Raw genomic sequence first — 13,768 nt, forward strand, 5'->3', positions numbered from 1 at the left:
TTAGCGTCCAGGCAGCCGGTAGCGCACCCGCGGCCTTTCTCTTCAGCAGATTAGCACTGGGCGATGGCGTTTAGCACCCGTTTATCGGAGACCGGATAGGGGGTCCCCAGATTCTGGGCAAAGAACGACACCCGCAGTTCCTCGATCATCCAGCGGATGTTGGCCACCTCGGTGGGTACCAGCTGGGATTTGGGGATCTTGGCCAGCAGCGCCTTGTACTCCGATTCCACGCTGTGCACCTTGAGCATGTAGACCCGATCCCGGTTCGGGTCGATGGCCAGCTTCTCCAGGCGCCGCTCGATGGCGCGCAGGTAGCGCAAGAGATCCGGCAGCCGCTGCCAGCCGGTCTCGGTCACGAACCCCTTGTGAATGAGGTTGCCGAGCTGCTGCTGGATGTCGGACATGGCAAAGGCGGTGTCGAGCTGCATCTTTCCCTTGAGCCGCTTCTTGATCTCATGGGACAGCGTCAGCACGGCTTCCACCTGTTTGGCTACCTCCACTACGGCGTCGTTGAGCTCGGCGCGGACATACTCCTTGAGCGCCTCGAAGCCGGCCTCATCCCAGGCCATACCGCCGTGCTGCTCGATGAGCTTGTCGCAGCCGCAGGCGATGCAGTCGTCAATCAGCTCCGCCACCTTGCCAAACGGATTGAAGTAGAGCCCAAGCTTGGCCTTGTTGGGCAGCTTCTCCTGCAGGTACTTGATGGGAGATGGCACATTGAGCAGCACCAGCCGGCGCTGACCGGCCCACATCATCTGCTGTTGCACCTCCGGGCTCTCCACCAGCTGGATGGCGACCGAATCCTTCTGATCCACTAACGCCGGATAGGCCTTCACCTCGAAGCCGCTGCGCTTCTGGCTGTACTCCTTCGGCAGCTCGCCAAAGCTCCACAGGGTGAGGCCTGACTGCTCGATGTCGTCGTCCGCCACTTGTGACAAGGTCTCCTGCACCTTGCCGCGCAGGGACTCTTTCAATGCCTCCAGGTCTTTGCCTTCCGCCACCTTCTTGTGTTTGTCGTCCACCACCCGGAAGGTGAGTTTCAGGTGATCGGGCACCGCGGTCCAATCCCAGGATTCGCGAGGTACGGCCACTCCGGTCATGCGCCGCAGCTGGCGCTCCATCTCATCCAGCAGCGGCCCCTGCTCGGGGTTGATGCTGGCGAGCAGCGCATCGGCATAGTTGGGCGCTGGTACGAAGTTCTTGCGCATCGGCTTTGGCATCGATTTGATGAGGGCCACCAAGAGCTCGTGACGCAGCCCCGGGATCAACCACTCGAACCCTTTCACCTCCACCTGATTCAGGAGCGGCAGCGGGATGTGCAGGGTCACGCCATCGGCGGCCTCCCCCGGTTCGAACTGGTAAGTCAGTTTGAGCTTGAGGCGCCCCTGCTGCCAGAAGTTGGGGTAGTCGAGATCGCTGATGTGGGCCGCATCCCCCTTCATCAACATCTCTTTTTCGAAGTTGAGCAGCTCGGGCTCCTGCTTCTGCGCCTCCTTCCACCACTTGTCAAAGTGACGGGCAGAGATAATTTCTTCCGGCAGGCGGGCATCGTAGAAGCGGAACAAGTCCTCGTCATCCACCAGGATGTCGCGCCGACGGGATTTGTGCTCCAGCGCCTCCACCTCGGCCAAGAGCTTGCGGTTGTCACTGAAGAAGCGGTGGCGGGTCTCGAAATCCCCCTCCACCAGGGCGCGGCGGATAAACAGCTCGCGGCACAGGGCCGGATCGATGCGGCTGAAGTTGATAGTGCGCTCGGCAACCAGGGTCAGGCCATAGAGGGTCACCTTCTCCTTGGCCATGACGGCGCCGTTTTTCTTCGACCAGTGGGGATCGCTGTGGTGCAGCTTGATGAGGTGGCCCGCCAGCGGCTCCACCCACTCGGGTTCAATCTTGGCGTTGATGCGGGCGTAGAGACGGGAGGTCTCCACCAATTCTGCGGCCATCACCCACTTGGGCGGTTTCTTGAACAGGCCCGAGGCCGGGAACAGATGGAAACGGCCGTTGCGGGCACCCAAAAACTCCGGCTTCTCCAGATCCTTGTTGCCAATGTGACTCAAGAGGCCGGTCAGCAGGGCGCAGTGCACCGTCTTGAAATCCGCCGGCTCCTGGTTGGCTTTAAAACCCAGCTCTTTCACCGTCTGACGCAATTGGAAGTGAATGTCCTGCCACTCGCGCACCCGCAGGTAGGAGAGAAACTCCTTCTGGCACATGCGCCGGAACGGGTTGCTACCAAGGGCATCCTGCTGCTCTTTCAGGTAGTTCCACAGGTTCACAAAGGCGAGGAAATCGGACTCCTTGTCTTCAAAGCGTCTGTGCTGCTCGTCGGCGGCCTGCTTCTTCTCCATGGGCCGCTCGCGGGGATCCTGAATGCTGAGGGCGGCGGTGATCACCATCACCTCGCTCAAACAGCCGGTCTGCGCGGCGCTGATCACCATCTTCGCCAGGCGCGGATCAAGGGGGATGCGCGAAAGCTGGCGACCAATTTCGGTCAGCTGCAGCTTGGCTTCGCGATCGCCGGTGGCGGGCAGCTCGCGCACCGCCTCCAGCTCTTTCAAGAGGGTCAGGCCATCCTTGATATGGCGTGACTCGGGCGGCTCCACGAAGGGGAACGCCTCCATGTTGCCAAGGCCGAGTGCCAGCATCTGCAGGATGACGGAAGCCAGGTTGGTGCGCAGGATCTCGGGATCGGTAAAGGCCGGACGGCCGTTGAAATCCTCCTCGGAGTAGAGGCGGATACAGATACCGTCCGCCACCCGGCCGCAGCGCCCTTTACGCTGGTTGGCGCTGGCCTGGGAGACTGGCTCGATGGGCAGGCGCTGCACCTTGGTACGCCAGGAGTAGCGGCTGATACGGGCCGTGCCCGGATCGATGACGTAACGAATGCCCGGCACCGTCAGCGAGGTCTCCGCCACGTTGGTGGCCAGCACGATGCGCCGCCCGGCGTGGGGCTGGAACACCTTGTTCTGCTCGGCGTTGGAGAGGCGGGCGTAGAGCGGCAGTACCTCGGTGTCGCGCAGGTTGAGCTTGCGCAGGGCATCGGCGGTATCGCGGATCTCCCGCTCGCCGTTCATGAAGATGAGGATGTCCCCCAGCCCTTCGCGGGCCAGCTCTTCGACGGCATCGAAGATCCCCTGCAGCTCGTCGCGCTCCTCCAGCCCTTCGCTCTTGTCACTGCTTTTTTTATCAACAAACAGCGGGCGGTAGCGCACCTCCACCGGGTAGGTGCGGCCAGACACCTCGATCACCGGCGCCTTGTTGAAGTGGCGGGAGAAACGCTGCGGGTCTATGGTGGCCGAGGTGATGATGACCTTCAGATCGGGGCGCCTCGGCAGCAGTTGCTTCAAGTAACCCAGGATGAAGTCGATGTTGAGGCTGCGCTCGTGGGCCTCATCGATGATGATGGTGTCGTACTGGGTGAGCATCCGGTCGTTCTGGATCTCCGCCAGCAGGATACCGTCGGTCATCAGCTTGATGTGGGTCTGCTCGCTCACCTGATCGGTAAAGCGCACCTTGTAACCCACGTAGTGGCCAAGCTCGGACTCCATCTCCTCGGCGATACGGGCCGCCACGGTACGGGCCGCCAGACGGCGCGGCTGGGTGTGGCCGATAAAGCCCTTCACCCCGCGCCCCAGCGCCAGGCAGATCTTGGGGATCTGGGTGGTTTTGCCCGAGCCGGTTTCGCCGGCGATGATCACCACTTGATGCTCTTCAATGGCTTTGGCGATCTCCGCCTGCTTCTGGCTGACCGGCAGGTTGTCCGGGTAGGTGACCCTGGGCACACCGGCCAGACGGGATTGATAGCGCGCCTCGGCCACATCCAGATCGGCGGCAATGGTCTCGAGCACGGCGGCCTGCTTGGCTTCCGGCAGCTTCTTGGCCCCGTGCAGACGGCTGGAGAGACGGCGGGCGTCGAGGTTCATGCAGGCAGATAGACGGCGGCGCAGCGCCTCGATAGAGAGAGACAAGGTACGAATTCCTTAAAAGAGTGCCCATCAAGGGCCATATCGATAGCTGGGGGAGATCCTAAAGAGCGAGGCTGGACGGTGCAAGCCTTAAAGCGGCGCCGAGGGGGATGAGGCCTGTATCACAGCGGGCATCGGCATTCCCCATGCGGCAATAAAAGAGCAGGCATGGAGCCTGCTCTGTGCTGCCAACGTGCTGACGAGGTGAAAACTGCGTCCTCAGGCACGTGCCTTGTGTACGAAACAGGTTCCCAGCTGAGCGTGGATGGCCTGCATCACGTCGTGGCGGCTGATGACCCCGAGCAGATGCCCCTCCTCCACGACCGGATAGATCTTGGGCTTTTGTCCCATCATCATCTCGGCCAGCTCGAGGATGCTGGTATCGGGGCCGACGGCCAGCACCTCCTTGCGCATCACATCCCTGACCTGGGCCACCTGTTCACAGTGATAGGCCTCTTTCAACATGACGGCGATACAGTCCTGCTCGGAGACCCAACCCACCAGGTGACCCCGTTCGTCCACCACGGGGCCGCCTAGCTGGCGACTGTTGAGAAACTTTTCCACCGCCGCCTGCACCATCATCTCCGCGCTGAAGGTGATGGGACGAGTCTGCATGTAATCCTTTGCCTTGAGTGATTCCATCGTGCGTTCCCCCAACCTGCCTCCCGGGCGGGAGGCGCGAGCCGGGCACTATGTCCGGCTCACTCCAAGCATAGCTCGCATGGATCAGGAGATGGATTGCAGCAACAGCAGCAGCTCGTTCTGGCTGTGGCAGTCGGTCTTCTTGAACACCCCTTTCAGGGTCGAGCGCACGGTTTCCACCTTGACGCCACGCAGCTCGGCGATGTCGTTGCTGCTGTAGCCCTTGCTCATCAGCACCAGCAGCTCTTTCTCGCCGATGGTGAGCGGATAGAGGCTGGCCAGCGCTTCGATGTCGGGGTTGAAGGAGTGTTCGGGATCCCGCAGCACCACCTCCACATAGCGCTCGAAGCGATTGAGACCACTCATCAGGGTGCACTGGATCAGCAACGGCCGCAGATTGGGCTGACGAGGGATGGACATATAGGCGCTGGCGCCGGGCAGCAGATAGGCGAAGCCATTCAATATCTCTTTGAACTGGCGCTGCTGCTCCTTATTTTGCAGCGAGAAAATACCATTGCCCGCTCGCAGTTCCACGTTCTCGTCGGCAATACGATTGAAGGCCACGTTGGAATAATGGATATGCCCTTTGTCATCGACGATGGCGCTGGGTTTATTATGGTTTTTTACCAGCTGTTGCAGCTGATAGTTCTGGGTTTCCAGGGCCAGCAGGTTCCAATAATGTTGGCTCCAGGCCGCCAGGCCAGAATAAACTTCGCCAAGGGAAGAAATTTCCTGCGCGCTGAAATCATCCTGCGTCGCCGCACGATAGGTAGACAGGCTGCTCAGCCCCCGCCCCTTCACCCGGCAGACACCGCCGGCCGCAAACTGGGCGCCGAAACTGGCCAGCAAACCCGCCGAATTGGAGAGGCTGTTGGCACTGACGATCCCCTGGCAGCCCTTGTCCAGATAGTGATTGAACCACACATCCTGGCGATGGTGCTGGACATAGAACTGCTGCTGGGCTTCGGTCAAACCACTGGAAAAAAGCTTGATGCCGTCGCTCTTGTCATCATCCCGCAACAAGAACAGCGACGAGCTGCCTGACACGTCGGAGCGGAACTGATCCACCACCAACTTAATGTCAGAATCATTAATACCGCACTCATATAACTGGCTTATATAGGGCGATACCCTTTCTTTTACTAATGCCTTCACACCCGAACTCCTAATTTCTTATTTTTATTGAAGTGGCATCTTACTCTGCAATGAGAAACGCGAAAAGTAGTCAAATGAACAAAGGTTTTATAACTGATCCATAAATAGTAATGATGAAACGACATAAGAACGCTCGAAAGCGAAAATCTTAAATCCAAGTTAATGTTTTTTATGATTTTTGTCGCTGATGTTGTGCTTGTCTGTGGCAAACAACAGGCTCCGCCGACGCGACAATGTTGCAACAAAGCAGCCCTCTCGTGCCATTTGCTGCGACAAGTTGCCCAGGGGTGCCAATCAACGCGACTATGTCACTCCACAGACCTGGTTATTTTGGGCCGCTCCACGCCTAAGCGCCTGCCACCTCTCGCCCTCGGCCATGCTGGCACCCTGCCCGACAGCTCCCTGCTCCCCTGATCATTTCTCAAATCCAACCGACTCCCTTTGCCGCCAACCTCATCGCTTACTCGCTGTCGTCGCCGCTCAAGGTGTTTCATTTTGGTTAATTTTGTGTTTAATTCACTCCTGAAATACTTAATGTATATACAAATAACAACCCAACACACGGACTGACACCCACCGCAAGGAGCAGATATGGAATCGGACAACCTACTGTCAACCCCCATGAAGCCAGGCGCAGGCATCAAGCTGCTGCTGACCAGCCTGCTTGGCATCGCCATCTTCTTTATTCCGGTCGAGCTGGGGGGGCGCAGCACCATAGTGGTGGATCATCTGGCCGGCCTGGTGATGACCCAACGCCCCCTGGCGACCGGCCTCATCCTGCTGCTGATTGGATATGGTGCCGTGATGCCCTTGCTCGACGGCCGCTGGCGTGCACGCCCCATCGACAGGATATTGAGCCTGTTCAAGCTGCTGGGCCTGGGAGTGGCCTTGATCTATGTCACCGGGATCGGGCCGGCCTGGTTGATGACCCCGGATCGACTGCCTTTTCTGTTCGACAAGCTGGCCATGTCGGTGGGCCTCATCGTGCCCATCGGCGCCATGGCCCTCACCTTTTTGCTCGGCTTCGGTCTGCTGGAGCTTATCGGCGTATTGATGCAGCCCGTGATGCGTCCCCTCTGGCGCACGCCAGGCCACTCCGCCATTGATGCCGTGGCCTCGTTCGTCGGCAGCTACTCGGTGGGTCTGCTCATTACCAACCGGGTTTTCCTGGCAGGCAAGTACACGGTGCGCGAAGCCGTCATCATCGCCACCGGCTTCTCCACCGTGTCGGCCGCCTTCATGATCATCGTGGCCAAGACCCTTGGCCTGATGGCGCAGTGGAACTTCTACTTCTGGTCCACCCTGGTCATCACCTTCATCATCACCGCCATCCTGGCGCGCGTGCCTCCCATCGCCACCATGGCCCATGAAGGCGACACCGACGAACCCTTGCCTGCCGGCCAACGCCGCTGGCAAGCGGCCATGGTCGCCGGGCTCACCCAATCCAGCCAGGCCGAGCCCTTGCTGAGCCAACTGCGGGACAACCTCAGGGACGGCCTTCACATGGCAGCCGCCGTGGTGCCGACCATACTGTCGGTCGGCTTGCTGGGCCTGCTGCTGGCCCAGCACACCCCCCTGTTCGATCTGATTGGCTGGCTGCTCTGGCCGCTCACCTGGCTGCTCGATCTGGGAGAGCCGCTGGCTACCGCCAAGGCACTCTCGGCCGGCCTGGCAGAGATGTTCCTGCCGGCCATCCTGCTCAAGGATGCAGAGCTGCTGGTGCGCTATGTCGCGGCCGTGGTCTCGGTCAGCTCGGTGCTCTTTTTCTCGGCCTCCATCCCCTGCATCCTGGCCACCCGGATCCCGGTGAGTGTGGGACAACTGGTGGTGATCTGGCTGCTGCGTACCCTGCTTGGCATTGTGCTGGCTGCGCTTTGCGGTCGCCTTGCCATTGCACTCGGCTGGCTGGCTTGAAGGATCAAAGAGGCTCACGCATCAGCACGTTGGCTGAAACACTAAATAGGGAGGCTTGCCTCCCTGTTTATTTAATTTATCGACCCCCTCTCCAACACTGAAAATAATGCATGCCCTGCCCATTCACGATCATCAAATTGATACCGTCTGAGCATCACCAATAATGAGCAAAAATGGGTCAGGTGCATGATGTGCCGCTTGAAAAATTTATAAACAATATAAATCCATTTAAAAAACCGTATGGCAAACGTGACCAAGGCAAGCCTTGAATCAAGACTGTCATGTCGCCTGCGGGCTCACGGTGACAGCTACGTCAGCCCCGCCACAGGCCTCAATGCAGCCGGCTTTTAGATTGATAAACCAACCTGACAGCAGAACAGCTGCTCTCCATTTCTTTTTTTGCAGGCAATATTTGGTAACAACTTCCTCATTATCATTCCCCCATGGCTGTGATACTACAGTTGACTGCCGATCTCTTATTTTTGGTGACACAAATTAAATATGGATATTGTCATGACACATCATCGCCATGCATTTTTCGACAGGGTCGACAGGCAACCGCAATTCATGCGGTCAGGAGGGTCCCATGCTGCCCACTAGACCCGCAGTCGAGACTCATCTCGGTGCCTTGCTCCTCATGGTCTTCGTCATCGTGCTGATGGGTCAGTTTGGCCACCAGCTATGGACGCCAGACGAACCTCGCGAAGCCGCCATCGCCTGGGAGATGTTCAACAGCCGTGAGCTGGCCATCCCGACCCTGGCCGGCAGCAGCTTTATCGAAAAACCCCCGCTCTATTACATTCTGGCCATCCCCTTGCTGGCCCTGCTGCACGATACCCTGGGTATCACGGTGACGTTGCGCCTGGTGGGGGCCCTCTGGGCCCTGGGCACACTGCTGTTCACCGGCCTGCTGGCCAAGCGGGTATTGGGTTCCGGCACTGCGGCGCTCTGGTCGGTCATTGCACTGGGAACCATGGAAGGCTTCATCATGAACAGCCACTGGATCCGGGTAGACACCAGCCTCGCCTTTTTCGTCGCCTTCACCATGTGGGCATTCGCCGAATGGTACCTGGGTGGTCGTTCACGGATGCTCTGGTGCGCAGGGCTCGGTCTCTCCCTCTGTTTTCTGGTCAAGGGGCCCATCGGCCCCATCACCCTCTTCTTTGGCTGGCTGGCGCTGTTCATCCCGGCACTCAGGCGTCATCTTGCCGCTAACGAGGGAGGCCGTTTCGTAATGCAGCACCTCGGCATGAGCCTGCTGTTCGTCATGCCCATTGCAGGCTGGCTGCTGACCCTGTGGCAGCATCCCGAGGGGGAAGCGCTCTGGCAACAGTGGTTCTGGCAAAATCAGGTGGGCAGGTTGACAGGCAGCGCCGCCGAACTGGGCCACATCAAGTCCGGCGAATACTTCTTCTACCTTGTAGGAATCGCAGAATATACCCTGCCCTGGCTGCCCCTCGTGTTCTATTGGGGCTGGCAGACCATCAGGCAGAAACAGTGGAGCGCCTCCCGCCTGTTTCTACTCATCTGGACAGTGGGCACCCTGCTGCTGCTCAGCGTGGCCTCCACCAAGCGGACCCTCTACCTCTTTCCGCTGATGCCGGTCTTTGCCCTGATGATCGGGCAACTGAGTCTCAGCTGGCCTCGCTGGCTGAATGGCTATGGCCGTGGCTGGACCCTGTTCATGTTCCTGTTCGCTCTGGCCCTGCTCATGGCCCCTTTCTACCTGCCGCTGTTGCCGGTGGAGATCCCCGACCAGACCCTTTCCGTCATCAGCACCCTCGGCTGGCGTCATGTGCTGGCGGCGGTATTGCTTATTTTCGCGGCTGAACAGTTATGGCGCTGGCGTGAAATTGAGGGGGCCACCCTGCTGGCCAGTGCATCCGGCATCATGTTCTTGCTGGCATTTACCTTGGCCTACCCCGCCATTGATGCCGCCAAAGCGATGAAAGGCGATACAGAGCGTTTCTTGCTGAAGATCCCCATCGAGCAGCGCGCCCGGATTGCCGGCTGGAACTTTGGTGAAACCGAGCGGGGACTCTTTTCGGTGTACGGCGACTGGCAGATCAAAAACGTCGACACGGCGCGGCTTCATGACATCTTGACTTGCCGTGACCCCATCTTCACCAGCCTGCTCATCAATCAGGACGATAAGAACTTCCAGCTGGCCAGCTTGCTGGCCGGGCATACCTACCGGTTGCTGGCCACGGGGCACCCCAGAGTGGACAGAGATGCCCGCGCCATCTACTGGGTCAAGGGGCGCTGCGACCATTGATGAATTGCACAGAGATAGACCCCATCGGGGAAAGACCATTGAGATAGACGCTGGCTCAAGGTGGCCAGTCAATTTGCCAACGCCGGCTGAACAGCCTGCTCCTGCATCACCAGATCAGGCCGCATAAAGCAAAGAAGCCAGGACTATCCCACTCCTGGCTTCTTTGCTTTTTACGCGCTTACCCGTGTTCAACGCCTGTCAACATGACACGCCTGCACGATATTCCCTTGCCAATGTCCTTCAGATAAGAGTCACAGCCAAAAACCCGGCCATGATTGCTTGCCCGGGCTATCAACATGACCGGCTTTTTAATGAAGAGCTCCCACCGCCATCCATTCGATTCAACCAGGTGCCCTCGTATAGACATTGAGCATTCAATAGAGAGTCATGGTCAGATGGCCTGCGATAAGGCGCAGACTCTTCACGCCCCGCACATCCATGACCAGGCTGAGGCAAAGCGCCGGTTCGACGCTCAACTATCATCTATGTCTCCACGATTTGATCATACTGACAGGCAGCCAGAGATGACGCGCATGTCTGCATGTCGGCGCTCTCGTGTGCAAGGAGATCACGGGTTGTTCGAGCAGAAATTGTCGCATAAAAGCGGATCTTCAATCGTCATTGCCGATGAATGTCAGAGTTTTAACCTTATGTTCAGTAACGCTATTTCAGAGTTAGATTGATCTTAGGAACGAAGAGCACTGTTTCACCGTCATAACGTTAATAAGAGGACATAGTGAATGGACAAACACACTCATGGGGCCGGTCAGTGCCCTTTTGCACACGGAGCCAATACTTCCGCCGGCCAGGAGCCTCAAGTTTGGTGGCCCAATGCCCTCAACCTCGACATCCTGCACCAACATGACCGCAAGACCAATCCGATGGATGAGTCTTTCAATTATGCTGATGCCTTCAGCAGCCTCGATTACAATGCCCTCAAGGCCGATCTGCATACCCTGATGACCGACAGCCAGCCTTGGTGGCCGGCCGACTGGGGGCACTACGGCGGCTTGATGATCCGCATGGCCTGGCACTCCGCAGGCAGCTATCGCGCCACCGACGGCCGTGGCGGTGCCAACACCGGTAACCAGCGCTTCGCCCCCCTCAACAGCTGGCCAGACAACGGCAACCTCGACAAGGCGCGCCGCCTGCTGTGGCCCATCAAACAGAAATACGGCAACAAGATCTCCTGGGCCGACCTGATGATCCTGGCGGGCAACGTCGCTTATGAATCCATGGGGCTCAAGACCTTCGGTTTTGCCGGTGGCCGCGAAGACATCTGGCATCCGGAAAAAGATGTCTACTGGGGCTCCGAGAAGGAGTGGCTGGCGCCGAGCGGCAGTGAAGGGAGCCGTTACAGTGGTGAACGGGATCTGGAGAACCCGCTGGCCGCGGTGATGATGGGGCTTATTTACGTCAACCCGGAAGGGGTGGATGGCAACCCTGACCCCCTGAAAACCGCCCACGACATGCGCGTCACCTTTGCCCGCATGGGGATGAATGACGAAGAGACCGTCGCCCTCACCGCAGGTGGCCACACCGTCGGCAAGGCCCACGGTAACGGCAGCGCTGCCAAATTGGGGCCAGCCCCAGAAGGGGCGGATGTGCATGAACAAGGGCTTGGCTGGATCAACCACGAGAGCCGCGGCATCGGCCGCGACACGGTCACCAGCGGGATCGAGGGTGCCTGGACCAGCAATCCGACTCGCTGGGACAACGGCTACTTCAAGATGCTGCTGGGCCATGACTGGTGGCTCAAGAAGAGCCCGGCCGGTGCCTGGCAGTGGGAGCCCGTCGCCATCAAGGAGGAAGATCGCCCGGTGGACGTGGAAGACCCCTCCATCCGCTGCAACCCCATCATGACCGATGCGGACATGGCACTGCGCTTTGACCCCGTCTACCGGGAGATCTCCGAGCGCTTCGCCGCGGATCAGGCGCTCTTCTCCGACGCCTTTGCCCGCGCCTGGTTCAAGCTGACCCACCGCGATATGGGGCCGCGCAGCCGCTACCTCGGGCCGGAAGTGCCGGGCGAAGTCATGGTGTGGCAAGATCCGGTGCCGGCGGTGAATTACCAGCTCTCCGAGCAGGAGGTGAGCGAGCTCAAGGGCAAGCTGCTGGCCTGTGGCGTGGCGCCAGCCGATTTGATCGCCACTGCCTGGGACAGTGCCCGCACCTTCCGCGGCTCCGATTATCGCGGCGGAGCCAACGGTGCCCGGATTCGCCTCGCGCCGATGAAAGAGTGGGAAGGCAACGAACCGGCTCGCCTCGAGAAGGTGCTCAACGCCCTGACTGCCCTGCAGGCCACCCTGAACAAGCCGGTCAGCATCGCCGACCTGATGGTGCTGGGCGGCAGCGCGGCCGTTGAGCAGGCGGCCAAGCTGGCCGGCGTTGATATCGTCGTTCCCTTTGCGCCGGGCCGGGGCGATGCCGGCGCCGAGCAGACCGATGCCGAGTCGTTCGCCTTCCTGGAGCCGGTGCACGATGGGTTCCGTAACTGGCAGAAGGGGCACTACCAGGTGCAGCCGGAAGAGATGCTGCTCGACCGTGCCCAGCTGCTGGGGCTGACCGCCCGCGAGATGACAGTACTGGTCGGCGGTATGCGGGTGCTTGGCACCAACCATGGCGGCTCGGCCCACGGCGTCTTTACCGACCGGGTCGGGGTGCTCAGCAACGACTTCTTCGTCAACCTGACCGACATGGCCTATAGCTGGCAGCCGACTGGCCGCAACAGCTACCAGATCGTGGATCGTCAGAGCGGCGCAGTGAAGTGGACCGCCACCCGGGTTGACCTGGTGTTTGGCTCCAACTCGGTGCTGCGTGCCTACGCCGAGGTCTATGCCCAGCAAGATGGCAAGGAGAAGTTCGTACGCGACTTCGTCAAGGCCTGGGTCAAGGTGATGAACAACGACCGTTTCGACCTGAAATAATCCGCCAGGTCCGTAGAAATAACGCCAGCCGTGAGGCTGGCGTTATCTTTTGTCGGCACGCGCCGCCAGCGGTGGTGCATCGGCCTCCCCTCACGAACGGGGGACAGGAGAGCGGAAAAAGAGTGAAGCAAGAGAGAGCGGAAGGAATACAAGCAGAGAGTACAGGCCTTGCACCGGTTCGATGTGGTACGCGGCGTGACAGGGGTGGACCCCTACTCATAAAAACGCAGCTGACACGGGGAAAGTGTCAGCTGCGTCATGACTATTCGCGATGCATCCGGATGGTGAAGGCATTTGAATCGCTGCGCAAGCCACTGGCTGACAACGAGAGGAAATCACCTGTCCCATCCTGGCCCATGGGTCGGCAACGACGCTCCAGCGTTACCGGAGCGAGTTGGCGGAGAAGCTGGGGCAAGAGCCCCATCACGACCGACGGGCAGACCATCACGCGCAGCCTATTGCTGCGACAGGAAATGAGTCCTTAAAAGGGCATCTTGAAGCCGGGAGGCAGTTGCATGCCGCCGGTCAGCTCACCCATCTTGGCCTTGTTCTGCTCTTCGACGCGACGCACGGCATCGTTGACGGCCGCAGCCACCAGATCTTCCAGCATCTCTTTGTCATCTTCCATCAGGCTCGGGTCGATTTCGATGCGACGCACGCTGTGGCTGCCGGCCATGGTGACCTTGACCATGCCAGCGCCGGCTTCACCGACTACTTCCATCTGGGCAAGCTGCTCTTGCATCTTCTGCATGCGCTCTTGCATCTGTTGGGCCTGTTTCATCAGGTTCCCCATTCCACCTTTACCAAACATATGTCGTCTCTCGTCTTGAAATCCGGCATCCAGCGCCGGGCCGTGGGTTTACCCGTCCTAAGTGGGGACGGCCAAACCGTTT

General features: G+C 59.5%; 7 protein-coding genes. 3 read left to right on the forward strand and 4 right to left on the reverse strand.

Going from position 1 to position 13,768, the window contains the following annotated elements:
- Positions 1-50: 50 nt before the first annotated feature.
- The 3 genes from hrpA to ACB031_RS02125 all read right to left on the reverse strand — a co-directional run bounded on the left by hrpA (position 51) and on the right by ACB031_RS02125 (position 5,759).
- Positions 51-3,965, reverse strand: coding sequence for an ATP-dependent RNA helicase HrpA (gene hrpA / locus ACB031_RS02115; RefSeq protein WP_371138896.1), 3,915 nt, complete (start codon positions 3,963-3,965; stop codon positions 51-53).
- Positions 3,966-4,181: 216 nt separating this feature from the next.
- On the reverse strand, positions 4,182-4,604 hold the full coding sequence (locus ACB031_RS02120; RefSeq protein ID WP_005301012.1) for a CBS domain-containing protein: 423 nt from the start codon (positions 4,602-4,604) through the stop codon (positions 4,182-4,184).
- An 84-nt stretch (positions 4,605-4,688) separates the two neighbouring features.
- Positions 4,689-5,759: a transcriptional regulator gene (locus ACB031_RS02125; RefSeq protein ID WP_005301015.1), complete on the reverse strand. Its 1,071-nt coding sequence runs from the start codon at positions 5,757-5,759 to the stop codon at positions 4,689-4,691.
- A gap of 591 nt (positions 5,760-6,350) precedes the next feature.
- Here ACB031_RS02125 and ACB031_RS02130 point away from each other — a divergent pair.
- The 3 genes from ACB031_RS02130 to katG all read left to right on the forward strand — a co-directional run bounded on the left by ACB031_RS02130 (position 6,351) and on the right by katG (position 12,875).
- Positions 6,351-7,673, forward strand: a complete 1,323-nt coding sequence (locus ACB031_RS02130) for a YjiH family protein (protein WP_126881823.1) — start codon at positions 6,351-6,353, stop codon at positions 7,671-7,673.
- Between the two features lie 586 nt (positions 7,674-8,259).
- Positions 8,260-9,948 carry an ArnT family glycosyltransferase gene (locus ACB031_RS02135; protein ID WP_371138897.1) on the forward strand — a complete coding sequence of 563 codons (1,689 nt, stop codon included), beginning with the start codon at positions 8,260-8,262 and terminating at the stop codon, positions 9,946-9,948.
- A 740-nt stretch (positions 9,949-10,688) separates the two neighbouring features.
- Positions 10,689-12,875 (forward strand): catalase/peroxidase HPI, encoded by a 2,187-nt coding sequence (gene katG, locus ACB031_RS02140; protein WP_371138898.1) that lies wholly within the window; start codon positions 10,689-10,691, stop codon positions 12,873-12,875.
- A 481-nt stretch (positions 12,876-13,356) separates the two neighbouring features.
- Here katG and ACB031_RS02145 read toward each other — a convergent pair whose 3' ends face one another.
- Complete coding sequence (locus ACB031_RS02145) at positions 13,357-13,686, reverse strand: YbaB/EbfC family nucleoid-associated protein (RefSeq protein WP_005301028.1); 330 nt, start codon at positions 13,684-13,686, stop codon at positions 13,357-13,359.
- Positions 13,687-13,768 lie beyond the last annotated feature (82 nt).

Source organism: Aeromonas sp. S8(2024) (assembly GCF_041403085.1).
GTDB lineage: Bacteria > Pseudomonadota > Gammaproteobacteria > Enterobacterales > Aeromonadaceae > Aeromonas > Aeromonas dhakensis.